The organism is Paracoccus sp. Z118 (assembly GCF_019061185.1).
Taxonomy (GTDB): Bacteria; Pseudomonadota; Alphaproteobacteria; order Rhodobacterales; family Rhodobacteraceae; genus Paracoccus.
Map to the genome: position 1 here is coordinate 34,375 of NZ_JAHQZU010000011.1, position 24,435 is coordinate 58,809.

The 24,435-nt window shown below is 69.3% G+C and carries 21 protein-coding genes; 10 read left to right on the forward strand and 11 right to left on the reverse strand.

The genetic code is table 11. The annotated features are described in order from the left end of the window. Positions 1-37 precede the first annotated feature (37 nt). The 4 genes from KTN05_RS10830 to trpA form a co-directional block, all read right to left on the reverse strand. Positions 38-490, reverse strand: a complete 453-nt coding sequence (locus KTN05_RS10830; protein ID WP_217329419.1) for a hypothetical protein — start codon at positions 488-490, stop codon at positions 38-40. A 169-nt stretch (positions 491-659) separates the two neighbouring features. After that, positions 660-1,391: a molecular chaperone DjiA gene (locus KTN05_RS10835; protein ID WP_217329420.1), complete on the reverse strand. Its 732-nt coding sequence runs from the start codon at positions 1,389-1,391 to the stop codon at positions 660-662. A gap of 61 nt (positions 1,392-1,452) precedes the next feature. Further along, positions 1,453-1,947 (reverse strand): GNAT family N-acetyltransferase, encoded by a 495-nt coding sequence (locus KTN05_RS10840; RefSeq protein ID WP_217329421.1) that lies wholly within the window; start codon positions 1,945-1,947, stop codon positions 1,453-1,455. A gap of 3 nt (positions 1,948-1,950) precedes the next feature. Then, positions 1,951-2,748, reverse strand: coding sequence for a tryptophan synthase subunit alpha (trpA, locus tag KTN05_RS10845; protein WP_217329422.1), 798 nt, complete (start codon positions 2,746-2,748; stop codon positions 1,951-1,953). Positions 2,749-2,877: 129 nt separating this feature from the next. Here trpA and ychF point away from each other — a divergent pair, with 129 nt between their 5' ends. Next, positions 2,878-3,975: a redox-regulated ATPase YchF gene (ychF, locus tag KTN05_RS10850; RefSeq protein ID WP_217329423.1), complete on the forward strand. Its 1,098-nt coding sequence runs from the start codon at positions 2,878-2,880 to the stop codon at positions 3,973-3,975. A 536-nt stretch (positions 3,976-4,511) separates the two neighbouring features. Here ychF and KTN05_RS10855 read toward each other — a convergent pair. Beyond that, complete coding sequence (locus KTN05_RS10855) at positions 4,512-5,435, reverse strand: LysR family transcriptional regulator (RefSeq protein ID WP_217329424.1); 924 nt, start codon at positions 5,433-5,435, stop codon at positions 4,512-4,514. Positions 5,436-5,552: 117 nt separating this feature from the next. On the opposite strand from KTN05_RS10855, the gene KTN05_RS10860 reads away from it, so the two are divergent. The 8 genes from KTN05_RS10860 to KTN05_RS10895 all read left to right on the forward strand — a co-directional run bounded on the left by KTN05_RS10860 (position 5,553) and on the right by KTN05_RS10895 (position 15,701). Further along, positions 5,553-6,494: a ring-cleaving dioxygenase gene (locus KTN05_RS10860; protein WP_217329425.1), complete on the forward strand. Its 942-nt coding sequence runs from the start codon at positions 5,553-5,555 to the stop codon at positions 6,492-6,494. Between the two features lie 511 nt (positions 6,495-7,005). Further along, positions 7,006-7,623, forward strand: coding sequence for a trimeric intracellular cation channel family protein (locus KTN05_RS10865; RefSeq protein ID WP_217329426.1), 618 nt, complete (start codon positions 7,006-7,008; stop codon positions 7,621-7,623). 250 nt (positions 7,624-7,873) lie between these two features. Beyond that, positions 7,874-8,563, forward strand: coding sequence for a TetR/AcrR family transcriptional regulator (locus tag KTN05_RS10870; RefSeq protein WP_217329427.1), 690 nt, complete (start codon positions 7,874-7,876; stop codon positions 8,561-8,563). A 101-nt stretch (positions 8,564-8,664) separates the two neighbouring features. Beyond that, entirely contained in the window at positions 8,665-9,819 is a 1,155-nt protein-coding gene (locus KTN05_RS10875; RefSeq protein ID WP_217329428.1) for an efflux RND transporter periplasmic adaptor subunit, read from the forward strand. A 3-nt stretch (positions 9,820-9,822) separates the two neighbouring features. Further along, positions 9,823-12,975: an efflux RND transporter permease subunit gene (locus KTN05_RS10880; RefSeq protein ID WP_217329429.1), complete on the forward strand. Its 3,153-nt coding sequence runs from the start codon at positions 9,823-9,825 to the stop codon at positions 12,973-12,975. 131 nt (positions 12,976-13,106) lie between these two features. Continuing rightward, positions 13,107-13,745: a DsbA family protein gene (locus KTN05_RS10885; protein WP_254368135.1), complete on the forward strand. Its 639-nt coding sequence runs from the start codon at positions 13,107-13,109 to the stop codon at positions 13,743-13,745. Between the two features lie 392 nt (positions 13,746-14,137). After that, the gene (locus KTN05_RS10890) at positions 14,138-14,701 is read left to right on the forward strand and encodes an HdeD family acid-resistance protein (RefSeq protein ID WP_217329430.1); all 564 of its coding nucleotides are present in this window, start codon (positions 14,138-14,140) and stop codon (positions 14,699-14,701) included. Positions 14,702-14,714: 13 nt separating this feature from the next. After that, complete coding sequence (locus KTN05_RS10895; protein ID WP_217329431.1) at positions 14,715-15,701, forward strand: MBL fold metallo-hydrolase; 987 nt, start codon at positions 14,715-14,717, stop codon at positions 15,699-15,701. Here the strand turns inward: KTN05_RS10895 and cls are convergent, their stop codons facing one another. The 6 genes from cls to KTN05_RS10925 form a co-directional block, all read right to left on the reverse strand. Next, the gene (cls, locus tag KTN05_RS10900) at positions 15,702-17,228 is read right to left on the reverse strand and encodes a cardiolipin synthase (RefSeq protein WP_217329432.1); all 1,527 of its coding nucleotides are present in this window, start codon (positions 17,226-17,228) and stop codon (positions 15,702-15,704) included. 61 nt (positions 17,229-17,289) lie between these two features. Next, positions 17,290-18,489, reverse strand: a complete 1,200-nt coding sequence (locus tag KTN05_RS10905) for an NnrS family protein (protein WP_217329433.1) — start codon at positions 18,487-18,489, stop codon at positions 17,290-17,292. Between the two features lie 105 nt (positions 18,490-18,594). Continuing rightward, positions 18,595-19,287 (reverse strand): Crp/Fnr family transcriptional regulator, encoded by a 693-nt coding sequence (locus KTN05_RS10910; RefSeq protein WP_217329434.1) that lies wholly within the window; start codon positions 19,285-19,287, stop codon positions 18,595-18,597. 220 nt (positions 19,288-19,507) lie between these two features. Beyond that, positions 19,508-19,801: a metal-sulfur cluster assembly factor gene (locus KTN05_RS10915; RefSeq protein ID WP_217329435.1), complete on the reverse strand. Its 294-nt coding sequence runs from the start codon at positions 19,799-19,801 to the stop codon at positions 19,508-19,510. Next, on the reverse strand, positions 19,798-20,322 hold the full coding sequence (locus KTN05_RS10920; protein WP_217329436.1) for a DUF2249 domain-containing protein: 525 nt from the start codon (positions 20,320-20,322) through the stop codon (positions 19,798-19,800). The genes KTN05_RS10915 and KTN05_RS10920 overlap by 4 nt, the downstream gene beginning before the upstream one ends. Further along, on the reverse strand, positions 20,319-21,635 hold the full coding sequence (locus tag KTN05_RS10925) for a hypothetical protein (protein ID WP_217329437.1): 1,317 nt from the start codon (positions 21,633-21,635) through the stop codon (positions 20,319-20,321). Before KTN05_RS10925 ends, KTN05_RS10920 begins: the two co-directional genes overlap by 4 nt. Before the next feature lie 576 nt (positions 21,636-22,211). Between KTN05_RS10925 and KTN05_RS10930 the strand changes: the two genes are divergently transcribed. Continuing rightward, complete coding sequence (locus tag KTN05_RS10930; protein ID WP_217329438.1) at positions 22,212-24,428, forward strand: NosR/NirI family protein; 2,217 nt, start codon at positions 22,212-22,214, stop codon at positions 24,426-24,428. The last annotated feature ends 7 nt before the right edge of the window (positions 24,429-24,435 follow it).

A 24,435-nucleotide genomic window follows, 5' to 3' on the forward strand; every position in this document is an offset into this window, starting at 1 on the left:
GGCGTTCCCCGGCCCATTCTCACGCGCGCCGATTCGTTTAAAGCGCGATCTCGGGGCCCGGCGGGATTTCCGGCACACGCGGCGCTGTGCGCGGCGTGTCGGGCGGGGCGTCGGGGACCAGCCGCTCGATCTCGGCCGTCGGCGGCGGCGGCGGGGCGTCGGGGCGGCGGCGGATGACGATGTCGCCGTTGGGCAGCCGCTCTGGGCGCTGATAGTTGCCGATGTCGTCGATCAGATCGCCCACCTCGCTCAGGGCGGGGGCGAGTTCCTGGGCGGTGCCCTCCAACGCGCCGAACAGCCCCTCGATATGCGGTGCGGCCTCGCGGAAGAAATTCTCGAACAGCGAGGTGATCGAGTCGTCCTCGCCGGCTTCGGGGGCTTCGGGCGCGGGCTCGGCCTGCGGCATCTCGAACGGCGTCGTCTGGGCCATCGCGGGGGTGGAGAGCAGGATTACGGCCGCGATGAGGGGGAGGGAGCGGGACAGGATCATCGCGACGCCTTTTCGTGATGGGTGCGGGCGAGCCGCCGGGCTGAGGCCAACGCGCGGCATGGCTGCTGCGTTCCGGGATCGGTAGGCGGCGCGGGCAATCGCCGGCAGGTCGAGAGCAGCCGCGGATCGCCGGGGCGGAAGGCCGTCGGGGCGGAGGACCGACGCTGCGTCAGCCCCCTTCGGCCGCAGGCCAGTGTCCGGCGCGATAGGCCTGCCAAGCCGCGTTGATCGCGCGGGTGCGGGTTTCGGCCAGCCGCACCGCCTCGGGCGGCAGGCCGTGGGCCTGCGCGCGGTCGGGGTGGTTTTCGCGGATGAGCTGGCGCCAGCGCTCGCGCGCTTCGGGCAGCGGCGTGCCGGGGGCGATGCCCAGCACGTCGCAGGGCGGGCAGGCGTGTTCCGGGTCATGGCGGGCGCGGATCGAGGCCACGGTCATCCGGTCCACGCCGAAGATGCGGGCCACCTCGTCGAGGAAGGCGATCTCGGGTCCGTCGAGGCTGTGATCGGCCATGGCGATCAGGTGCAGCCCTTCCAGCACGTCCACCAGCACCGAATCGCCGGGCGGGAACATCGCGGCGATGCGCTGCGACCACAGCTCGAACCCGGCCACGTCCTGCCGGGCGAGGTCGAAGACGCGGGCGGCGTGGCGTTCCTCGGACCTCGGGATCTTGAAGATGCGGCGGAAGGCGGCGACCTCCTCGCGGGCGACGCGGCCGTCGGCCTTCGCGATCTTGGCCCCAAGGGCGATGATGGCGATGGTGAAGGCGACCGAGCGTTCCGGCGGCACGGAGCTGCGCCGCCCGGACATGAGCGCGGACAGCCGGTCGCCGATGCGCTGCCAGAAGCCGCGCGGCGGAGGCAGTTCGGGGGCCGGTCGGGGCGGAGAGGGGGCGATCGCGTCCATGACCGCCACGGTAGCGCCAACACGCGGCAGGGGAAAGCGTCAGCGAGGCTGCCGTTGCGACTCAGCCGTCAGGCAGCAGGCGTCCCATCAGCACGAGATCGTGGTAGCGCCCGAACTTCCAGCCCGCCTCGGGGATGCGGCCCCATTCCGAAAAGCCGAGCCGCTGGTGGAACGCCAGCGAGGGCAGGTTCGATGCCGTGATCGCGCCGATCAGCAGCCGCGCGCCGGCCGCTTCGGCGTGGCTGGCAACGCCTGCCATCAGTGCCCGCCCGACGCCCGTGCCGCGCTGGCCGGGCGCGACATGGACGGTATGCTCCAGCGACCGGGCATAGCCGCCGCCCGCGCGGAACTGCGAGGTGGCAGCGAAGCCGGTCACGCCGCGCTCATCGGTGCTGACGAGGAAGGCGAAGCCCTGCGCCTGTCGCTGCGCGATCATCTCCGCGAGGTCGGACGGGCTGCGCTCGGTCGGCCAGAAGGTGATCGCGGTGTCGCGGATGATGGGATTCCAGATCGCCGCCACGGCCTCTGCATCGGCGGGCGTCGCGGCGCGGATCACCGCTTACCCCCGATGCGCGCCGTCCGACAGCGAGCGGACGAAATCCAGCACCTCGGGGGCCAGTTTGCCTTCGCCGATCTGCTTGACGATGGCGCTGCCGACGACGCAGCCATCCGCCACCGACGCGACGGCCTGCGCGGCCTCGGGCGTCGAGATGCCGAAGCCCACCACCACCGGAAGCTGCGCCGCCGCGCGGATCCGCGCGACCTCGGGCGCGACGGCGGAGGCGTCAGCCGCCTGGCTGCCGGTGATCCCGGTGACCGAGACGTAATAGACGAAGCCCGAGGTGTTCGAGACCACCGCCGGCAGGCGCCTGTCGTCAGTCGTCGGCGTGGCCAGACGGATGAAGTTCAGCCCGGCATTGCGGGCGGGGATGCAGAGTTCGGCGTCTTCCTCGGGCGGCAGGTCCACCACGATCAGGCCGTCGATCCCCGCCTCCACCGCTTCCTTCAGGAACGCATCGACGCCGCCCGGATGGGCATAGATCGGGTTGTAGTAGCCCATCAGGACGATGGGCGTCTCGTCATCCTCGCGCCGGAATTCGGCCACCAGCGACAGCACGCCCGAGACGGTCGCCCCGGCGGCCAGCGCCCGCTGCCCCGCCGCCTGGATCGTCGGGCCGTCCGCCATCGGATCGGTGAAGGGCATGCCCAGCTCGATGATGTCCACCCCGGCGCCGGGCAGGCCGCGGATGATCTCCAGCGAGGCGTCGCGGTCGGGGTCGAAGGCCATGATGTAGCTGACGAAAGCCTTGCGGTCTGCTGCCGCGAGGGCTGCGAACTTGCGGTCGATACGGGTCATGGCGCGCCTTCCGGGTGGTGTCGGCCCGTATTAGGCCGCGCGGGCGGGCAGGGGAAGGGGGCGCGGGCGAACTGGACGGGCCGCGCCGCCTGACCTAGAAGGCCGCAGCACGCAGGAAAGGGAACGCGCATGGGCTTTCGCATGGGGATCGTCGGGCTGCCGAACGTGGGCAAGTCCACGCTGTTCAACGCGCTGACGCGCACCGCGGCGGCGCAGGCCGCGAACTTCCCCTTCTGCACGATCGAGCCGAATGTGGGCGAGGTCGCGGTGCCCGATCCCCGGCTGGACACGCTGGCGCAGATCGCCGGGTCGAAGCAGATCATCCCGACCCGGATCACCTTCGTGGACATCGCCGGGCTGGTGAAGGGCGCGAGCAAGGGCGAGGGCCTCGGCAACCAGTTCCTTGCGAATATCCGCGAGGTGGACGCCATCGCCCATGTGCTGCGCTGCTTCGAGGATGGCGACATCACCCATGTCGAGGGTCGCGTGGACCCGGTGGCCGACGCCGAGACCATCGAGACCGAACTGATGATCGCCGATCTGGAATCCATCGAGCGGCGGATGACCAACCTTCAGCGCAAGCTGAAGGGCGGCGACAAGGAAGCGGTGGAGCAGGAGCGGCTGCTGAAGGCCGCCCGCGCCGCACTGGACGAGGGGCGCCCAGCCCGCACCGTCACCGTTTCGGACGACGACCGCCGCGCCTGGGACATACTGCAACTGCTGACGGCCAAGCCGGTGCTTTACGTCTGCAACGTGGCCGAGGAGGACGCCGCCGCCGGCAACGCCTATTCTCGGGCGGTGGCCGAGATGGCGAAGGCGCAGGGCGCGGGCCATGTGGTGATCTCGGCCCGGATCGAGGAAGAGATCAGCCAGCTTGCCGACGACGAGGCGCAGATGTTCCTGTCCGAGATGGGGCTGGACGAGGCGGGGCTGGACCGCCTGATCCGCGCCGCCTACCAGCTTCTGGGGCTGCAGACCTATTTCACCGTCGGCCCCAAGGAGGCCCGCGCCTGGACGATCACGCGCGGCACGCTGGCTCCGCAGGCGGCGGGCGTGATCCACGGCGATTTCGAGAAGGGCTTCATCCGCGCCGAGACGGTCGCCTACGACGACTACGTCGCCGGAAAGGGCGAGGCGGGCGCGCGGGAGGCCGGAAAGTTCCGCGTCGAGGGCAAGACCTACGAGGTGAAGGACGGCGACGTGCTGCACTTCCTGTTCAATACCTGAGGGCGGCGGGTTCTTGCCGGCCGGGTGATGCGGGGGGGACCACGCACTACGAGGGGCTGAGCCATGGGGCTTGGGCGCGGGTGCGAAGGCGGAGGTTTCGCAGTCCGTCGCCGCCTACTCCGGCACGGGGTGGGGCAAGAGGTGAGTGCGGTTTTCCTACTTTGGGGTATGCGGCCGGCGTCCGCCGTGCCGCCGACAGGTGAGCTATGCCCCCCGGTCCGCCAAAGCGGACCGGGACGCGCCCGCCCGCCCCTTGGCGGGCGCGTTCGCGCCCACCCGTGCGGGCGCGTCCCTCTGGAGTGCTGGCGTCAACGGATCGCACGGAAACGGGCTCGTGGCCCGTTTCCTTCAGCACGACCGTTAAGGGTGCTCGATGAGCGAGCTTGCTTGCGCGCGGGGTAAGCAGCCTCTCTCGCGGCTTCTTTGTGAACACGTGAAAGCTGACATTGCGGAAGCAATGAGAGTGCGAGCGGTCGCTTCTGCGTGCGTTCTGCTTCGGACGCAGCGGAGAAGCCCGCCCGATTGCGCCACTCGGATTACCCCACCGCCGATTCCCACGGCACCCCGCCCGCGATCTCCACCACCAGATGGTCGATGATCGCCCGCAGCTTCGCCGGCATCGGCGAGACCGGAGGCCACACCGCGAGGATCGGCAGCGGGCGCGTCGCGATCTCGGGCAGCACCTGCACCAGCGCGCCGCGGCGGAGAGCCTCGGCCACGATGAAGCCCGGCAGCATCGCCAGCCCCAGCCCCGCGACGGCCATGTCGCGGATCGCCTCGCCGTTGTTCACCGTCAGCCGCCCGGAGATCCGCGGCGAGACCATGCGCCCGCCCTGCCGGAACTGCCATACCCCCAGATCCGAGACATGGGTGTAGCTGATGACCTGATGGCCGCTCAGATCGGCCAGCGCCTCGGGCGTTCCGTTACGGGCGAGATACTCGGGGCTGGCGGCGACGATCATCCGGTCCTCGGCCAGCTTGCGCGACATCAACGCCCCGTCGCGCCCGCCGCCGATGCGGATGCCGATGTCGAACCCGTCCCGCGCGAGATCGCGGGCGCGGTCGTCATAATCCAGCCGCAACTGAAGCTCGGGATGGAGGGCGGCGAAGCGGGCGAGGACCGGGGAGAGATAGATCATCCCGAAGCTCGTCGGCGCGGCGATCGCCAGCGATCCGCGCAGCGGGGCGCCGCCGTCCATCCCCCATGCGGCGCTTTCCGCGGCGGCGACCAGCTCGGACAGCGCCGGGCGCAGGCGGTCCGCAAGCCGCAGCGCCGCCTCGGTCGGGGTGATGCGGCCGGCGTTGCGGCGGAAGAGGGCCGCGCCCAGCGTCGCCTCGAAATCCGAGACGCGCTTGCTGATGACGGACTTCGACAGGTTCAGCCGCGCCGCCGCCGCCGAGACGGTGCCAAGCTCCATCACGGTCAGGAACGTCTCGATCTCGTCCAGCGTATAGCGCACGATGGCACCATATCAGCTGCCCGAGCGTTCGCAATCGTCGAACGCCGGCTTTGCGCCGGGGCGGCTGGCGGGAAGGCGGGCGCGCGCCGATATTGGCTGCAACGAAAGGAGTTCCACATGCAACTCACCGGCATTCACCATCTGACGGCCATCACCGCCGACGCCCCCGGCAACAACCGCTTCTATACCGAAACGCTGGGGATGCGGCGGGTCAAGAAGACCGTCAACCAGGACGACACCTCGGCCTATCACCTGTTCTTCGCGGACGGGGCGGGCAGCCCCGGCACCGACATCACCTTCTTCGACTGGCCCGCCGCCCGCGAACGGCGCGGAACGCACGCGATCAGCGGCACCGGCCTGCGGGTGAACGAGGACAGCCTCGACTACTGGGCCGCGCGGCTGCGGGCCGAGAACCTGACCGTGGGCGAGATCGCGGCGGTGGACGGCCGCGCCAGCCTCGCCTTCGAGGACCCCGAAGGGCAGCGCCTGCGGCTGGTCGCGGATGTTCCGGGCACGGCGCATCCGTGGGACCGCAGCCCGGTTCCGGCCGGGCATCAGATCCGCGGGCTGGGACCGATCACCATGTCCGTTCCCGACCTCGCCCCGACCGAGGCGGTGCTGACGCAGGTGATGAACATGCGCCGGGTGCGCGACTATGCCAGCCCGGACGGGGAAGGTCAGGTCCATGTGTTCGAGATGAGCGAGGGCGGCCCCTCGGCCGAGCTGCACGTCGCCGTGCAGCCGAACCTGCCCGCCGCGCGGCAGGGCGCGGGCGGCGTCCACCACGTTGCCTTCCGCGTGCCCACCACGGCCGATATCGGCGAATGGGCGCGGCATGTGAGCGGCTTCCGCGTCCCCTCCTCGGGCGAGGTCGAGCGCTACTACTTCCGTTCGCTCTATTTCCGCGAGCCGAACGGCATCCTGTTCGAGATCGCCAGCGACGAGCCGGGCTTCGACGTGGACGAGCCGTTCGAGACGATGGGCGAGACGCTGTCCCTGCCGCCCTTCCTGGAGCCGCAGCGCGCCCGGATCGAGGCGGGGCTGAAGCCGCTGGATTGATGCGGGAGCTGCGGAGAGAGGCGGTTCTGTTCGGTGCAATGGCCGCAAGCCCCCGCCCGAACGGTTCGCATGAAAGGCGGCGGGACACTCCCGCCGCCTTTTTACTGATCCGGTTTGCCACGGCGAGTTGAGCGCAGGGAACGAGGATCTTGCGATGGGCCGGTCGGGACCCACGGTTCCGAAAAAGCAGGCGCTTTCCTGCCGCCTGGACCGAGTGCCCGGCCTCATACTTGCGAGCGCCGGTGATCTCGGCAGTTCCGTGAAGACATATGGCTGGCGCCGGAGGCCTCCGGGAGAAAGCGCGGTTCCGGGCCGCGCAGGACCTGCTGGCCGGAGCGGCACCCGCACGACGACACTTTCGGCCTTGGTTTCACCGACTCCGCAACTTGGGCGAAACCGGGCAGCGCAACGGCCCCCGCGCACCTCTGGCAGGTCGCTGGACTTCGCGGCGCTCTCCGGGTGATCCTGCGACCGACGTGGACCCAAGGATGCGGCGGGGCAGGGTGGCGGCATGGATGTTCTTCCCCTCGGGCTGTGGCTGGATCTGGCGGGCACCTTCGTCTTCGCGCTCAGCGGGGCGATGCTGGCGGTCCAGCGGCGGCTGGACCTGTTCGGGATCACCGTGCTGGCGGTCTCGGCCGGGCTGTTCGGGGGGATGCTGCGCGACGTGGCCCTTGGCGCGACGCCCCCCGCCGCGCTCGAAGACACGCGCTATCTGCTCGCCACATTCGCCGCGGCGGCCGTGATCTTCTTCGGCCACCGGCTGATGGACAGGCTCCTGCGGCCCGTCATGGTGCTGGACGCGCTCGGGCTGGGGCTGTTCGCGGTCAGCGGTTGCCGCAAGGCGCTGCTGGCAGGGCTGGACCCGCTGGCGGCGATCATCCTTGGGATATTGACCGCCGTGGGCGGCGGCGCCCTGCGCGACATGCTCGTCGCCGAGGTGCCGCATGTTCTGCGGGACGAGGTCTATGCCCTCGCCGCGCTGGTCGGCGCCGGGATCGTGGCCGCGGGTTACGCATGGGGCTGGAGCGACGCATGGGCCGCAGGGGCCGGCGTGGTGATCGCGGCCGCGCTCCGCATCGTGAGCGTCTGGCGCGGCTGGCGCGCGCCGAGGGCGCCGGGGTCGTGAGGGGACAGGTGTTCTCTGTCCCGGCCGCACTTGCTCGGCGCGAGAGGTGCTGAGGATCTGCCGAACGAACCCTTGGGAACCGCCGGGAAACGCTCGTGCCTGTGGCATCTATGGCCCGCGCGTTCAAATCGCCGCGTAAGGCGTTCAATGCAGCCTTTGATCGCCGAAGTGGCGAATTTTCTGATCCGCCTCTTTACATACATACCAGAATGTTTGTATAGGCGCGTCTCACCTACAGGAACCCTCCGGGATGCGCCGAAGCAAGGAAGATTCAGAGCAGACGCGCTCCGCGATTCTGGACGCCGCCGAACGTGCGTTCTGCGGGAAGGGGTTCGCCTCGACCTCGCTGGAGGCGATCTCGCGTGCGGCTGGTGTCACACGCGGGGCGTTCTACTGGCACTTCAAGGACAAGACCGATCTTCTCGCCGCGCTGCATGAACGCTCGTTCGTGCCGCAGCAGGAGATCATCGCGGCCATGACCGCAGCGGGAGAGGGCGATCCGCTGGCGCGGCTCGAATCCGCCGGACCCGCGATCCTGCGCTCGTTCGAGGCCGACGCGCGGCAGCAGCGCATGTTCCTCATCATGTCCGACCTCACGACCGGTCGGGAGGGCGCGGCCTGGGTCGCCCGGATCGACGCCGAGATGCGGGACATGCTGCGCCAGATGGCCAGCGACGCCCGCGACTGCGGCGCCTTGAACCCCGCCTTCACCCCCGAGGAGGCGGCGGTGTTCCTGATGGTGACGTTCCACGGCATTCTCAGCGAGTGGATGCGCTCGGACAAGGGGTTCCCGCTCAGCGGGCTCGGGACGAAGATGCTGTCGCACCAGATCGCCTCGCTCCGGGCCGGTGCGCCCGGACATGCGCCCGATGGCCTGCCGCGTGGCGGGCCGGGTGCGCCGGCGCTGGATCACACGGAAAAAATCGCGCCCGACGGGTGACGCGGCGGACCTGCCGTCATACACCCTGAGTCAAATTGCCGCACGGGACCCCGCTGCCGTGCCGCCCCTCATTCATGCCCACGCTCATCCGGAAAGTTCACATGTCCCGCAAGATCATTCCAGACGCCACCTTCGGTCTTGTCTGCGCGGCGCTGATCGGCCTCGCGCCGATCGCGGCCGCGGCCCAGCAGGCGCCCGACGCGCCCACGCCGACCGTCACCGCCATCACCGCCGAGCCCATCGATTTCACCATGACGGCGCGTCTGCCGGGGCGGATCAAGGCCTCGACCGTTTCCGAGGTGCGCCCGCAGGTGTCGGGCATCATCCGCGAGCGGCTGTTCGAGGAAGGCAGCCGGGTCGAGGCGGGTCAGGCCCTCTACAAGATCGAGGATGAAACCTATATTGCCGTGGCCGCCGGGGCGCGGGCGGCCGTCGCGCAGGCGCAGGCGAATTACGACCTCGCCGTGCGCGAGGCTCGGCGGGCCGAGGAACTGCTGGCCACCAGCGCCGGGTCCGAGCAGCGGCGCGACAGCGCCGTCGCTGCGCGCGAAGCGGCCGACGCGGCGCTGCAACTGGCGCAGGCGCAGCTTCAGACCGCCGAGATCGATCTGGAGCGGACGACCATCCGCGCGCCGATCGCCGGGGTGATCGGGTTCTCGCAGGCGACGCCCGGCTCGCTGGTCGCGGCCCAGCAGCCCGCCGCGCTGACCACGATCCGCACGCTCGACCCGGTCTATGTGGACGTGACGCAGTCGGCCAACGACCTGCTGAACTGGCATGCCGCCGAGGGCGAGACGGTCCGCACAACGGGCGAGGCGACGATGATCCTGCCCACGGGCGAGACCTTCCCGGTCACCGGCGAGCTGCGCGCCGCCGAGCCGCAGGTCGAGCCGACCACCGGCATGATCACCCTGCGGATCGGCTTTCCCAACCCCGACCATGTCCTGCTTCCCGGCCTCTATGTCGAGGTGATCCTGCCGCAGGCCGAGGAGGAGGGGGTGTTCATGGTCCCGCAATCGTCCGTCATGCGGGACGCCAGCGGGGTGCCCCATGTGTGGCTGGTCGAGAACGGCGCCGTGGTCGAGCGGCAGCTGTCCGTCCTGACCTCGCACGAGAACAACTGGGTCGTCACCGAGGGGCTCGAACCCGGCGACCAGATCATCACGACCGGCTTCCAGAAAGTCGCGCCGGGCGGACCAGCGGAGATCGTGCCAGTCGAACCGGCGGGCCAGCCGGCCGCACCGGAAGGAAACTGATTCATGCCCCGGTTCTTCATCAACCGGCCCATCTTCGCGTGGGTCATCGCCATCATCATCATGGGTCTGGGAACGCTGTCCGTCATGCGGCTGCCGATTTCCCAGTATCCGACCATCGCCGGTCCCTCGGTCGTCATCGGCGCCGCCTATCCCGGCGCCTCCGCCGAGACGGTGGCGGACACGGTCGTCCAGCTCATCGAGCGCGAGATGACCGGCCTCGACGGGCTGCGCTACATCAACTCGTCCACCACATCGACGGGCGGGGCCAGCATCACGCTGACCTTCGATCTGGGAACCGACGCCGACATCGCGCAGGTGCAGGTGCAGAACAAGCTTGCGCAGGCCGAGGCTGGGCTGCCCGAGGCTGTCGCCCGGCAGGGGGTCACGGTGGAGAAATCCGCCACCGGCTTCCTGATGGTCATCGCGCTGGTGTCCGAGGACGGCGCGCGTTCGGCCATCGACCTCGCCGACTACCTGAACTCCTACATGGTCGAGCCGATCTCGCGTCTTGACGGCGTCGGCAAGGTGCAGGTGTTCGGGTCGGAATACGCCATGCGGATCTGGCTGGACCCGACCAAGCTGCAGTCCTACGACCTGTCGCCGAACGATGTCGTGGGCGCGATCCGGGCGCAGAACGCCCAGATTTCGGCCGGTTCCTTCGGGGCCATGCCCGCGCCGGAAGGCCAGCTTCTGAACGCCACGATCACGGCGCAGTCGCTGTTGCGCACGCCCGAGGACTTCGAACGCATCGTCCTGCGCGCCGACACCGATGGCGGGCTGGTCCTGCTGCGCGACGTGGCGCGCGCCGAACTGGGCACCGAGAACTACGAGATCACCGGCTATTACAACGGCATGCCCTCGTCGGGGATGGCGATTCAGCTGGCGTCCGGCGCGAACGCGCTGGAAACGGCCGAGCTGGTGAAGGCCAGGGTCGATGAGCTGGCCCAGTTCCTGCCGGCGGGGGTGAGCTATGTCGTCCCCTATGACACGACGCCCTTCGTGCTGATCTCGATCGAGGCGGTGGTCCACACGCTGATCGAGGCCATCATCCTCGTCTTCTTCGTGATGCTGATCTTCCTGCACAACTTCCGCGCGACGCTGATCCCCACGCTTGCCGTGCCGGTGGTGCTGCTGGGAACCTTCGGCGTCATGGCGGTGCTGGGCTTCAGCATCAACACGCTGACGATGCTCGCCATGGTGCTGGCCATCGGCCTTCTGGTCGATGACGCCATCGTCGTGGTCGAGAACGTCGAGCGGATCATGCACGACGAGGGGCTCGGCCCGGTTGAGGCCACGCGCAAGTCGATGGACGAGATCTCGGGCGCGCTGGTCGGCATCGGCATCGTCGTCTCGGCGGTGTTCCTGCCGATGGCGTTCTTCGGCGGCTCGACGGGCGAGATGTACAAGCAGTTCGCCGTCACCATCGTCACCGCCATGATGCTGTCGGTGTTCATCGCGCTGACCTTCACGCCGGCGCTCTGCGCCACCATGCTCAAGCCCCATGCCCACAACAAGCGGCAGGGCTGGCTGGGCCGGCTCGGCACCGCCTTCAGCAACTGGTTCGAGCGGAACTTCTCGCGCGTGACCGCCGGTTACAGCGCGATCGTCCGGGTGGCCACGCGCCGGCCGCTGCAGATGCTGGTGATCTATGCCGTGCTCGTCGGCGGCATGGTCGTCATGTATCAGCGCACCCCCACGTCGTTCCTTCCCGACGAGGATCAGGGCGCGCTGATGACCATCGTGCAGGGGCCCACGGGCAGCACGGCCGAGCAGACCGAGGCCGTGATGGACAAGGTGTCGGACTACTACATGACCGCCGAGGCGGATAACGTGAAGTCCGTCTTTGCCGTGCGCGGCTTCTCGTTCGCGGGGCAGGGGCAGAACATGGGCATGGTCTTCGTCCTGCTGAACGACTGGTCCGAACGCACCGATCCCGAGGATTCGGTGGGTGCGATCGCCGCCCGCGCTTTCGGCCCGCTGATGGGCGGCATCCGCGAGGCGGTGGTGATCCCGATCGTGCCCCCCGCGGTGATGGAGCTTGGCAACTCGACCGGGTTCTCGGCCCAGCTGACGGCGAATGCCGGCCAGACGCACGAGCAACTGGTCGAGGCTCGCGACATGCTGCTGGGGCTGGCCACGGAAAGTCCCGTGCTGACGGCTGTCCGCCCCAACGGGGTCGAGGACGCCTCGCAGTTCCAGCTCAACATCGACTGGGCGAAGGCCGGGGCGGTGGGCGTGACGGCGGCGGATGTCGGCTCGTTCCTCGCGACGGTCTGGTCGGGGGCCTATGTCAACGACTTCCTGTATGAGGGCCGCGTGAAGCGGGTCTATGTGCAGGGCGAGCCCTCGGCCCGGACCGCGCCGGCCGATCTGGACCTGTGGCGGGTGAAGAACACGAACGGCGAATACGTGGACTTCTCGACCTTCGCGCGGCAGGAGTGGGTTTTCGGCGCGCAGCAGGTGAACCGCTACAACGCGCTGCCCGCCATGTCGATCGAAGGCATGCCCGCCGACGGCTATTCGACCGGCGAGGCGCTGGCCGAGATGGAGGCGCTGGCCCAGCAACTGCCCGCCGGCTTCAGCCTGCAATGGACCGGCCTGTCGCTGGAGGAAAAGGAAGCGGGCGCGGGCGCGATGGTGCTTTACGCGCTGGCGCTGGCGACGGTGTTCCTGTGCCTCGCGGCGCTCTATGAAAGCTGGACCATCCCGATCGCGGTGCTGCTGGCCATGCCGGTCGGCGTGCTCGGCGCGCTGATCGGCGCCTGGGTCGGCGGTCAGTCGAACGGCGTCTATTTCCAGGTTGGTCTGCTCACGGTGGTCGGTCTGACCGGCAAGAACGGCATCATGATCGTCGAGTTCGCGCGGGAGCGGATGGAAACGCTCGGCGAGAACGCTGTCGAGGCGGTGCGCGAGGCGGCGAAGCTGCGCTTCCGGCCGATCCTGATGACCTCGCTCGCCTTCGGGCTGGGGGTTCTGCCGCTGGTGCTGTCCAGCGGGGCCGGGGCGGGCGCCCGCCACGCGATCGGCTTCGCGGCGTTCTTCGGCACCTTCACCGGCACGGCGCTGGCGGTGATCTTCGTGCCGGTGTTCTTCGTGCTGGTCTGGCGGCTGTTCTCGGGCCGCTCGAAGCAGCCGGACATGACCACCGCCGCCTGACGCCGGACAAGCGCGCCATGAGAAGGCCCCCGCCAGACGGTCGGGGGCCTTCCTGCATTTTCAGGCGCGGGTTGGACCTTTCCGGCCCACCCGCATAACCTGCGGCCCGACGTGACAGCGAGAGGACCGCAATGACCCATCCCGCCCCGATCCACCGCCGCCACCTTATTGTCGGCGCCGCCGCGACGCTGGGCCTCTATGTCCTCGGCGGGCTTGCCTATGCGGCCTCCTCGGACAACCCCATGCCGCCGGAGCTGCGCCGGGCGCTGGAGCGTGACCCGCTCGCCCCCGTCCTCGGCAACCCCGACGGCGACGTCACCCTGACCGAGTTCTTCGACTACAACTGCCCCCATTGCCGCCCGATGGCCGCGCGGGTGGAAACGCTGATCGGCGCTGACCCGAATCTGCGGGTGGTCTTCCGCGAATTGCCGGTGTTCGGCGAGGGGTCGGTCTTTGCCGCCCGCGCCTCGCTCGCCTCGCGCGAGCAGCGGCTTTACTGGCCGTTCCACCGCCACCTCATGAACATGCGCGGCCGCGCCGAGGAGGCGTCGGTGCTGGCGGCCGCCCGCCGCGTCGGGCTGGACGAGGGGAAGCTGCGCGCCGACATGGAGGCCGACTGGATCTCGGATCACCTGAGCACCTCGCTGGACCTTGCCGACCACATGGGCCTGCTGGGCACCCCGACCTTCATCGCCGGCGACGAGGCCCTGTTCGGCCGGCAGGAGGTCAGCGACCTCCAGCGCCTGATCGCCACGGCGCGGGCGAGGTAGAAGGGGGCAGGCGCTGGGGTGGGGATCGCCGGTCTCCACCCGGAAATGATCCGCGGTGATCAAGGTGTTCTCTTCCGTTGATGGCCTTTTCGGCATTCCGCCACGCTACGGTGCGGCAGGTTCTTTTGTCGCAGGAGCCTTTCGGCGCTTCTGTGGACGAGCAACGGGGACCGCTGCGGCCCATCCGGCCAGCATGCCGACCGGCTGCGCAAGCTGGAGCATGATCTTGGGGCCAGCCCCGCGGCTTCGTTTCCACGGTAGCCTGGCCGCCTGCGCCATTTTGCCCACGTCACCGGCAAAGGAACGAACCCGCGCGTCCTTCGTTGGCCCGCAGGGGCTTGGTCCCGAGTTCGATCTCGCACTCGATCCCCCGAACAACCGGAGCGAATGACATGGCGACCACCCGCACCTATCGAGTCGACGACCCGCATCCCGAACTGACGCGGAACCGCGGCTGGTTCATCGCACTGGGGATCATATTGCTGATCCTGGGGGTCTTCGCCTTCGCCAACCTGCTGCTGGCGACGGTGGCATCGGTCTATTTCATCGGCATCATGATGATCCTGGGCGGGATCGCGCAGATGGTGCTGGCCATGCGCGTCAGAGGCTGGGGCCGCACCTTGCTGCTGCTGATCGCCGGGGTGCTCTACATCCTGGCGGGGTTCTTTGCCTTCGTGAACCCGGTCCTCGCCTCGACGCTGCTGACGCTCGTGCTTGCGGCTTCGCTGCTGGTGGCGGGTGTCCTGCGCTTCGTCGTGGCGCTGCAGGAACGGCCCCGCAAAGGGTGGGGCTGGGTGCTGGCGGGCGGCATCGTCAGCTTCATCGTGGCGCTGATCATCTTCGCCGGCTGGCCGGTCAACAGCCTCTGGGTGCTGGGCCTGTTCCTGTCGGCCGACCTGATCGTGCAGGGCGTCGCCTGGCTGTTCTTCGGTATCGCCCTCGGCAGCGCCCGCTGAGGGGGGCGCCCCGATGGCGCGAAATCCGTTCTATCAGGGCCCGCTGTCCGACCATTTCGACGGGGTGCGCTTCCATTCCCCGTGGGAGCCGCCGACCCACAACCTGCTGGAAATCGCCTGGATGAACGCCGTCAAGGCGACGAAGTTCTGGCCGGTCCAGATCGCCGAGCAGCGGCGCGACGTCCCGCCGGAACGGACGCGCCATCTGCGGATCAGCCTGATCGGCCATGCGAGCTTCCTGCTGCAACTGGACGGGATCAACCTGCTGATCGACCCCGTCTATGCCGACACGATGGGTCCCGTCCCCTATGCGGGGCCCAAACGCGCCCAGCCGCCGGGCGTCGCCTTCGAGGATCTGCCGCGCATCGACGCGATCCTGATTACCCACAACCACTACGACCACATGGACCTGCCCGCCATCGAGCGGCTGTTCCGCCGCTTTCATCCGCGCATCATCGCACCGCTCGGCAACGACGCCGTGATCCATCGCCGCGACCCCCATATCCCCGTGGAAACTTACGACTGGGGCGAACACGCTCTGCTGACCGAGCGGCTGGTCGTGCATCTGGTGCCCTCCTTCCACTGGTCCGGGCGCGGGGTTGCCGACCGGCGGATGACGCTGTGGGCGTCCCTTGTCCTGACTGGCGAAAGGGGCGTTCTCTATCACGTCGGCGACACGGGCTATGGCGACGGCAGCATCTTCCGGCAGGTGCGCGAGCGGTTCGGCCCGCCCGATGTCGCGCTGCTGCCGATCGGCGCCTATGAGCCGCGCTGGTTCATGCAGCACCAGCATGTCGATCCCGACGAGGCGATCCGCATCATGCTGGACACTGGCGCTGCCCGCGCCTTCGGTCATCACTGGGGAACGTTCCAGATGACCTACGAGCCGCAGGAAGCCCCACCGCAGGAGCTTGCCCGCGCGCTGGCCGCGCGGGGCCTGCCGTCCGAGCGGTTTCAGCCGCTCAGCCCCGGCCAGCCGGTGGAGCTGGACTGGCGCTGACTACATCAGGGGCGAGAGCAGCCGGCAGACGGAATCGCGGAAGCGCAGCAGCCGTCCCCTCGCGCGATAACCTTCGACCGTGAACTCCACGCAGTCGGCGATGTCGCGGTGGAAGTCGGCCTCGACCTGTCCGGCGGCATCCCTGTCATAGATCACCGCGTTCAGCTCGTAATTGATCGAGAAGCTGCGGATGTCGATGTTGGCGGAGCCGATGGAGACGATCTCGCCGTCGATGCTGAGGATCTTGGCGTGAAGATAGCCGCTGCGATACAGCAGCACCTGCGCGCCGGACGCGGCGATATCCTCCATGTAGGTATGGGCGGCCCAGTAGGGGATGTATTGGCCGGTGCCGCGCTCGCTGATCATGATCCGCACGTCGATCCCGGCCAGCGCCGCCGCTTTCAGCGCCTCGGCGATGCTGACGTCGAGGATGAAGAACGGCGATTGCAGATAGACATGGCTGCGGGCCGAGGTGATGAGCGCGAAATAAAGCTGCCGGATCGCCCGCCATTCCGAATCCGGCCCCGACACCGACATCTGCACCGGCACCCCGGCCTCGCTGTCGATCACCCCGCTGGGCTGTTCCGGGGCGGGATCGGGTTCCTCGGCAGGGGCCGGGGGGAAATACTGCGGCGTCAGCAGGTCCTCGCCGGTCGCGTTGTGCCAGTCGATGGCGAACACCACCTGCAGCAGCGAGGCGGCCGAGCCCACGACGCGGATGTTCGTGTCGCGCCACAGGTCGAACCCCTTTGGCGGCTCGATATGCTCACCGCCGATGTTCAACCCGCCCGTGTGGCCGATCAGCCCGTCGAAGACCGCGATCTTGCGGTGGTTGCGGTAGCTGATCGTGTGCAGCCGCCACAGTTTGGAAAACGGCTCCATCCGCACCCCGCCGGCCCGCATCTCGCGGATGTAGCGCCGCTTGAGCATCAGCAGCGAGCCGATGGGGTCGTAGAGGATGCGGACCTCGACCCCCTCTGCGACCTTCTGGTGCAGGATGCGCTTGAGCTCCCCGCCCAGCTCGTCCGCGTTCCAGCTGTAGAACTGCAGGTGGATCGAGTGGCGCGCGTGCCGCATGTCGCGCAGCAGCGGCGGATAGGCCTCGTCGGCGTTGCGCAGGATCTGCAGGCTGTTGCGCGTCGTCACCGGCGAATGGCTCGTGCTGCGGACCAGCTCGGCCAGTTCGCGCGAGGCGCCGGGGTCGTTCGCCATACGCCGCAGCGCATCCTGATGCTGCGGCTCGATTCCGCCCAGCAGCGGCGCCAACCGCCCGGCGAGGTCCTGCTGCATCAGCGTGCGGCTATGCCCGAAGGACAGATCGCGGCCGAACAGGAAATAGATCAGCACGCCGACGCCCGGCAGCGCGGTGAACAGCAGCATCCAGGAAAAGGTTTTGCTGGGCTGCCGGTTCTCGGAAATGATGTAGATGCCCGTGGCGACGAGATAGGCCGCGAAAGCCCAGTAGAGGATGTTCTGGATCGTCACCGGCGGCGGCTCTCTCGTCTGGGGCGGTTCGGTGCGTGTCACCGGACCGCCGGGCTGCATCGCTCTCAACGCCGCCCGGCCGCCTGGGTTGCGCCGCCCCCGCTCAGCGTTTCGCGCGCTGGCGCATCAGCAGCGGGCCGTAAAGCGCGGCATAGCCAGCATAACCGCCGATCCATGCAATGCCCGCCAGCGTGTAAAGCGCCGGGGCCTGATCCACCCAAACGGCGGCCGCCAAGCGCGCCAGAACGGCGGTCAGCAGCGCGAGATAGATCGCCGCCGTTCCTTTTCCCGCAGTCAGCGGCTGCCCGGTATGGCCCAGCGTCGCGCGGGTCATCACGGCGATGGTCATCAGCCCGATCGCCCCCGCCATCCACAGATGCTGCCCGCCCGCCGCGCCCAGGATACCCGGCCACAGGATCTCGGCGGCCATCGCCAGCGCGCCCAGCGGGACGAAGGCGTAGCCCAGATGCAGCACCCACAGCAGCGGTTCGGGCAGCGACCGCTCACCCGCCCAGCGGGACAGGCGGACGGTGTGCAGCAGGGCGGCGGCCAGCAGCAGGATCGCGGTCAACGCCCAGCCGGGCGCGGCGACCCACAGCAGCAGGGCGGCGAGCAGCGCCAGCAGCGACAGCTTGTCGAAACGCTGCATCGGAGGAGTAGGCAGGCGGCCCGGCCCCTGCCGCACCAGCCAGTTGCGGGTGAAGGACGGGATGATCCGCCCGCCGATCACGCCGATCATCATCATCGTCGCGCCAAGCCCGATCCGAAGGCCGAAACCCTGTGCCGCGTAGCCGTCGCGGGCGGCTTCCCAGTGAAAGACGGCGTTGCCCAGCGTGAACACCACCAGCATCACCAGCACGATCAGGTTGCGCCAGTTCCTGCCGGCGACGATCTCGCGTCCCAGCACGGCGGCGAGCGCCACCGGCATCGCCAGATCCGCGACCGCCACCAGCAGCGGCGGAAGTCCGGCCGAGACCAGCACCGCGATCCGCCCCAGCACCCACAGCGCGAACAGCCCGCCCAGCGGCCAGCCGAGGATCGGCAGGCGTCCGGTCCAGTTGGGAACCGCCGTCAGCAGGAATCCGGCGATGACGGCGGCGAGATAGCCGAACAGGAACTCATGCGCGTGCCACGTCACCGGGTCGAACGCGCTCGGCAGGGTCAGCGCGCCGGACAGGGACAGCACCCACAGCGCCATCGCCAGCGCCGCCCAGACCGCCGCGCCGAGGAAGAAGGGACGGAACCCGAAGGACAGGATCGCCGGGCCCTGCCAAGCCCGCATCTGTTCGGCTGTGCTGGTCATGGAAACCCTCTTTCGTGCAACGCCCGGCGCCCGTGCCGGCCCCTCCATGACTAAGCCTGCCAGCCGGGCTGCAGTTTGCGCAACCGCAAACAGCAAGGAAAATGGTCAGGTTTCCGGGTCCGCGATCTGCCGCAGCGCCTCGGCGTCGAGGACCGTCAGCCGCTGGCGTCCGCCCTTGACGTGGCCCTGCCCCTCCCAGCTCGACAGGATGCGCGAGACGGTGTGCAGCGTGGTGCCGGTCATCTCGGCGATGTCCTGGCGCGAGATCGGGAAGTCGATCCTTGTGCCGCCATCCTCGGCCCGCCCGGCCTTTTCGGTCAGCCGCAGGACGGTATGGGCGACGCGCCGCTCGACCTCCTGGGTGGACATCTCGCGCAGGCGGGTGTGAGCCTCGTCGAGGCGCTGGCCGATGGTCTGCATGGCGTTCACGGCAAGACGCGGGTTGGTCTCGACCACGGCGTCCCAGTCGGTCATCGGCCAGCCGATGACGACGCTTTCCACCGCCGCCCGCGCGGTGCCCGGATAATCCTCGCGCGAGAGGGCGCGGGCGAAGCCGAAGAGATCGCCGGGATGGACGACGCGCACCATGACCTGCTGCCCGTCGGCAGTGACCTGCGACACCTTCAACCGCCCCGAAATCAGCAGGTAGAAGCTGCGGGCCGGGGCGCCCTGCTCGAACACCGCCTCGCCCGCCGGAACGCGCCGGGTGGCGGCGCGCTGGACCAGCCGGGTCAGGTCCGACGGCTCCAGCTGCCGGAACAGGTGCAGATCCCGCAGGATGGAGATGTCGATGGCCATCCGGCGCCCTCGTTCGTGTCCGCAGGCCGCTGCATGACAGATCGGAGTTGCGCTTGGAAGGGCGGGCTTCGGAACGACGGCGTGTGCGGCGGGCTGTCGGCGAAAGGCTCTCGGCCTCATGTTCGACACGGGCACCGACACGGGCGCTTCCGGCGAACGAAGGCCCGAGAGCGGCGCAGCGTTATCGGGAACAGATTGCCCGCGCCGGGAAGGCGGTCGCCTAGGCCCACACCCCGCCACCGATCCGGTCGGGGGTCCAGGGCGGCTCCCATTCCAGCGTCACCTCGGCATCGGTGATGCCGGGGACCGAGGCGACAGCGGCCTCGGCGCCCAGCCGCAGCATCTCGGCCATGGGGCAGCCGCGGATGGTGGTGGTCATGGTGACGCGGGCGCGGGCGCCCTCGATCTCCACGCTGCGGATCAGGCCCATCGCCACGAGGTCGTGGCCGGTTTCCGGGTCGATGATCCCGGACAGCGCGTCGATGACGGGCTGGCGCAGGGGATCGCCGGTCATTCCCCGTGCCCGCGCCGGATCAGGATGCGGTAGCTGGCCCTGTCGGCGGCGTGGTTGCCCGCCCATTCATGGCCGCGGGCCGAGAGTTCGGGGAACAGGAACATCGGCTCGCGTTCCAGCAGCGCGAACAGCACCGCACCGGGGACCATTTCCTCCAGCGCGCCGAGGATGCGGACCATCGGCTCGGGCGGGGCAAGGCCGGTCAGGTCGAGCGATTGCGCCGGCTCGGGCCAGAACATCGCTTCGGGGTTGCTGCCGGGGGCGAGCCCCGCCTCTGGCGGTGGGTGCGCCTTGGGCGTGAACAGCACCTCCCAGTCGCCGTCGCCGCGCTGGCTGGTCCGGTGATCGAAGCCCTTGCGCGCCAGCACGTTGTAAAGGGGCGCGGGCTCGAACGGGGCGATCAGCCGCAGGGCGGCGCCGGGGGGAAGGGCCGAGACGGTCTCCAGGATGCGGTCGAAGGGCTGCTCGCCCGCGGCCAGCAGGGGGCGGACGTCGAGATCGTGCGTTGGCGGCTGGCTCATGTCGGGTCCATTCGCAGTTGAGGAAGGAAGAGCGGCGGCAGGACCGGCGGCCGCGCCGCAAAGGAAAGATGCGCAAGGCGGCGGATGGCCCGGACCTCGCGGGCGATGCCGAGGGCCGCGACGAGCAGCACCGCGAAGGCGAGCCGCAGCCCCTGGGCATGTTCGGCCAGAAGCGCCGCCGTGCCAAGGGCCGCGCCGGCGAACCACAGGCCGAGCCAGCGGCGGCAGGCGGCATCGTCCACCAGCTCATGCACCTGCGGCAGTTTCTGCTTGCCGATCCGGGGCGAGAAGACCTGAATCCAGGTCAGGAAGCTGGTGATCTTGACCATCTGCGCCAGCGTCAGCCCGGAAAGCCAGCCGACCAGCGCTGCGAAGACCGCCGCCTCGGCGAACCGGCCGTCGATGGCTGCGACCGGCGCCAGCAGCGCCGCCAACGCGAGGAAGGCGAGGGCAGGGCGGGTCATCCGCATGTTCACCTCGGGCCGCGCGCGCCTGCGGCTGCGCCAGACCTGCGCGATGTCGGCGATATAAAGACCCGCCGTCACCGAAGCGCAGATCATCGCGGCGGGAAGCAGCCATCCCGGCGCGGGCCAATGGCCGGCGAGGCCCAGGCCGAGCGTCAGCAGCCCGGTCAGGCAGAGCGCCGCCCCGGCGGTGATCCGGCGCAGCCTGCCGCCGCCGTCCGGCGCGATCAGGAACATGGCGAACAGCCGATAGCTGACCCCCGCCGTGGCCAGGCCGAGCCATCCCGCGACGCCCAGCCCCACATGAAACGGCAGCGCCTCGGGCGAGATGGCCACCGGGCCGCCGGTTCCCGCCAGCGCCATCCCGCCGCCGCTGGCGAAGGTCAGGATCAGCGCGGCAAGGGCCAGCAGCACCGGCCGCCCGGCGTCGTCGCGCCAGCCGCCCGCAGGCAGCAGCGTTCCGCCGGCCATCAGCAGGAACAGCCCCAGTCCGGCGCCCAGCGGCAGCGGCGCCAGGGCCAGCAGCCCCGTGCCGCCCCCCTCCAGCCCGATAAAGCCGAGCGCCAGAAGGATCGTCCCGACGCCGGTCAGGGCGAGGCTGAGCGGCGACAGCCAAGGCCACGGCAGCGGGCGGGCCAGCAGGACCGGCAGGAATTGCAGCGAAGCGCCGATCATCATCTGGCTGAGCCAGCCGAGGGCGAGCAGATGCACCAGGGCAAGGCCGCGCCCCTCCAGCCATGCGCCGGGCGCGGGGGCGAACGGCACGGCCAGCGCCAGCGCCGCCAGCAGGAAGCTCAGGGCGCTGGCGAACCAGCTCAGGGTCCAGCGGGCAAGGTGTTTTCCGGGCATGTTGCGCCTTGCGACGGTTGGGGTGCGACGAAATGACCTGCCGATGCTGCCGAGCGCCGGGGCGGCCGTCTTTGCGGTTGGTCAAACAGACCGGCGGGAACCCCCGGAATGTTTCGGGCTTGTTTGATCAGCCTCAAAGAACGACCGCCGAGCGCGGCCTAGACCTCGACCCATGATCAAGACCGCCCGACCCGAACCGATCCGCAGCTGCACGACCATGATGTCGGCGGCTGTCGGGGGGATCGCCGGGGGAATGCGGCGGCAAGTCGGCGAGGCGTGCGCGCAAGGAAATGAAGCGGTTGCCGGTGATATCTGTGAAGCTTTTGCGGATCACAACCTCCGCGCGTTGACCCCCATCCGGGGTCCGGGCATCCTCAACGGGTCGAATCGGATCCCGTCCCGTTCCAATGGCCGCGCCGGCTGCGGAGCCGGGCGGCCGCCCTGCAAACGCCGCCCGCTGGCTCGGGGCGGCTCAGCCACGCCCGTCCCGGACGCCGCCACGGTTCCGGCTTGCGGAAGCAGCAATCACCATCCCCCGGCGATCCGGCAGGGGACCACATCCGGGAACGATCGCGCATGAAAATCCTTGGCCTCCTGCTCAGCCTGATCGTCACGCTCGCCTTCGCCGGCCCCGGCTCCGCCCAGTCGCTGCTGGAGGAGTTCCTGCCCCAGCAGACGGCGAGCGAGCTGATGCCCGGCGCCGACGGCTTCGGCGCGATCCGCCCGGACCTGCCCGTGGCGCCCGTGCTGGACGGGGGCGAGACGGTGGCCTGGGCCTTCGTCACCTCGGATTTCGTGGGCACGACCGGCTATTCGGGCAAGCCGATCCACTCGATGGTCGTCGTGGACAACGACGCCAAGGTGGTCAGCGTCCGTCTGCTGAAACACTCCGAACCGATCGTTCTGATCGGCATTCCCGAAGCGAAGGTCCGGGCGCTGGTCGAGGGTTATGCCGGGCTGGACCTCGTCGCGGCGGCCCGCTCGGGCGGCACCTCCCACGAGCTGGACATCATTTCCGGCGCGACGGTCACGGTGATGGTGATCGACGATTCCATCGTCCGCTCGGGCCTGAGGGTGGCGCGCGATCTGGGGCTGGGCGGCCTTGCGCCGGACGTCGAGGCCGGGCCGCAATTCGTGCTGAACCCCGACGCCGAGCCCGCGACGAGCTGGACCGAGATGGAGGGCGACGGCACCGTCCGCCGGCTGGTGCTGAGCGTGGGCGAGGTCAACGAGGCATTCGCGACCCATCCCGACGACCGCGCCGCGACGCGCCCGCTGGCCGAGCCGCCCGAGACGACTTTCATCGACATGGCGGCCACGCTGGTCTCGGTTCCGCAGATCGGCAGCGCGCTTCTGAACGAGGGCGACTTCCGCAACCTTCAGGCGCAGCTTGGCGAGGGCCAGCACGCCATCGCGGTGATGGGGCAGGGGCTCTACAGCTTCAAGGGCTCGGGCTATGTGCGCGGCGGCATCTTCGACCGGATCGTGCTGATCCAGGACGACATCTCGGTGCGCTTCCGCGACCGCGACCATGTCCGGCTGAACGGCATCGCCCCCGAGGACGCGCCGGACTACAACGAGACCGACCTGTTCCGCATTCCCGCCGATTCCGGCTTCGACCCGACCAGGCCGTTCCGCATCCAGCTTCTGGTGCAGCGGGCGGTGGGGCCGGTGGAACGCGTCTATCAGGCGTTCGATCTGGGCTATCAGGTTCCCAACCGCTACCTGACGCAGGTCGAGCAGCCCGCCCCGCCGCCCGAGGCCGCCGCGCCCGCCGACACCGCCGCGCCGGTCGCAGCGGCCGTCGCCGACCGCACCGAGGCCCAGGGTCAGGCCGCCCTGTGGCAGCGCATCTGGGATGCGAAGCAGGTGGAGATCGCCATCCTGATCGGGATGCTCGCGGTCCTGACCGGCGCCTTCTTCTTCATGGGCCAGGTGACCAGGAACGAGCGGCACTTCTACATCTTCCGCATGGCGTTCCTGACGGTGACGCTGGTCTGGCTGGGATGGTATGCGCAGGCGCAGCTCAGCGTCCTCAACGTCCTCGCGCTGTTCAACTCGCTGATGACGGGGTTCAGCTGGCAGGCCTTCCTGCTCGATCCGCTGGTCTTCATCCTGTGGTTCGCGGTCGCGGCGGCGCTGATCTTCTGGGGCCGCGGGGCCTATTGCGGCTGGCTGTGCCCCTTCGGCGCGCTGCAGGAGCTGACCAACCAGATCGGCCGCAAGCTGGGCATCCCGCAATGGACCGTGCCGTGGGCGCTGCACGAGCGGCTGTGGCCGGTGAAATACATCATCTTCCTCGGCCTCTTCGGCGTCTCGCTGGCCGGGGTCGAGCAGGCCGAGCGTCTGGCCGAGGTCGAGCCGTTCAAGACCGCGATCATCCTCAACTTCGTCCGCGCCTGGCCGTTCGTGGCCTATGCGGTGGCGCTGCTGGTCGCGGGCCTGTTCGTGGAGCGGTTCTTCTGCCGCTACATGTGCCCGCTGGGTGCGGCGCTGGCGATCCCGGCCCGGATCCGCATGTTCGACTGGCTCAAGCGCTACAAGGAATGCGGGAACCCCTGCCAGACCTGCGCGAATGAATGCCCCGTCCAGTCGATCCACCCCACGGGCGAGATCAACCCGAACGAGTGCATCGACTGCCTGCACTGCCAGGTGCTCTATCGCTCGGAAACCAAGTGCCCGGTCGTCATCAAGAAGATCAAGCGGCGCGACGCGCTGGCCGCCAGCACGCCGCCGATCCTGGGCAAACCTCCGGCCGGCCATCCGAATGCCGCCCGGACCAGCAACGCTTAACCAAAGG

Excerpts from the sequence above, each read along its gene's own strand:
- KTN05_RS10890 (WP_217329430.1), top strand. The coding sequence starts at position 14,138 with ATGGCGACCACCCGCACCTATCGAGTCGACGACCCGCATCCCGAACTG.
- KTN05_RS10895 (WP_217329431.1), top strand. The coding sequence starts at position 14,715 with ATGGCGCGAAATCCGTTCTATCAGGGCCCGCTGTCCGACCATTTCGAC.
- KTN05_RS10920 (WP_217329436.1), bottom strand. The coding sequence starts at position 20,322 with ATGAGCCAGCCGCCAACGCACGATCTCGACGTCCGCCCCCTGCTGGCC.
- KTN05_RS10905 (WP_217329433.1), bottom strand. The coding sequence starts at position 18,489 with ATGACCAGCACAGCCGAACAGATGCGGGCTTGGCAGGGCCCGGCGATC.
- KTN05_RS10875 (WP_217329428.1), top strand. The coding sequence starts at position 8,665 with ATGTCCCGCAAGATCATTCCAGACGCCACCTTCGGTCTTGTCTGCGCG.
- trpA (WP_217329422.1), bottom strand. The coding sequence starts at position 2,748 with ATGACCCGTATCGACCGCAAGTTCGCAGCCCTCGCGGCAGCAGACCGC.
- KTN05_RS10830 (WP_217329419.1), bottom strand. The coding sequence starts at position 490 with ATGATCCTGTCCCGCTCCCTCCCCCTCATCGCGGCCGTAATCCTGCTC.
- ychF (WP_217329423.1), top strand. The coding sequence starts at position 2,878 with ATGGGCTTTCGCATGGGGATCGTCGGGCTGCCGAACGTGGGCAAGTCC.
- KTN05_RS10860 (WP_217329425.1), top strand. The coding sequence starts at position 5,553 with ATGCAACTCACCGGCATTCACCATCTGACGGCCATCACCGCCGACGCC.
- KTN05_RS10930 (WP_217329438.1), top strand. The coding sequence starts at position 22,212 with ATGAAAATCCTTGGCCTCCTGCTCAGCCTGATCGTCACGCTCGCCTTC.
- KTN05_RS10870 (WP_217329427.1), top strand. The coding sequence starts at position 7,874 with ATGCGCCGAAGCAAGGAAGATTCAGAGCAGACGCGCTCCGCGATTCTG.
- KTN05_RS10910 (WP_217329434.1), bottom strand. The coding sequence starts at position 19,287 with ATGGCCATCGACATCTCCATCCTGCGGGATCTGCACCTGTTCCGGCAG.
- KTN05_RS10835 (WP_217329420.1), bottom strand. The coding sequence starts at position 1,391 with ATGGACGCGATCGCCCCCTCTCCGCCCCGACCGGCCCCCGAACTGCCT.
- KTN05_RS10915 (WP_217329435.1), bottom strand. The coding sequence starts at position 19,801 with ATGACCGGCGATCCCCTGCGCCAGCCCGTCATCGACGCGCTGTCCGGG.
- KTN05_RS10880 (WP_217329429.1), top strand. The coding sequence starts at position 9,823 with ATGCCCCGGTTCTTCATCAACCGGCCCATCTTCGCGTGGGTCATCGCC.
- KTN05_RS10925 (WP_217329437.1), bottom strand. The coding sequence starts at position 21,635 with ATGCCCGGAAAACACCTTGCCCGCTGGACCCTGAGCTGGTTCGCCAGC.
- KTN05_RS10865 (WP_217329426.1), top strand. The coding sequence starts at position 7,006 with ATGGATGTTCTTCCCCTCGGGCTGTGGCTGGATCTGGCGGGCACCTTC.
- KTN05_RS10885 (WP_254368135.1), top strand. The coding sequence starts at position 13,107 with ATGACCCATCCCGCCCCGATCCACCGCCGCCACCTTATTGTCGGCGCC.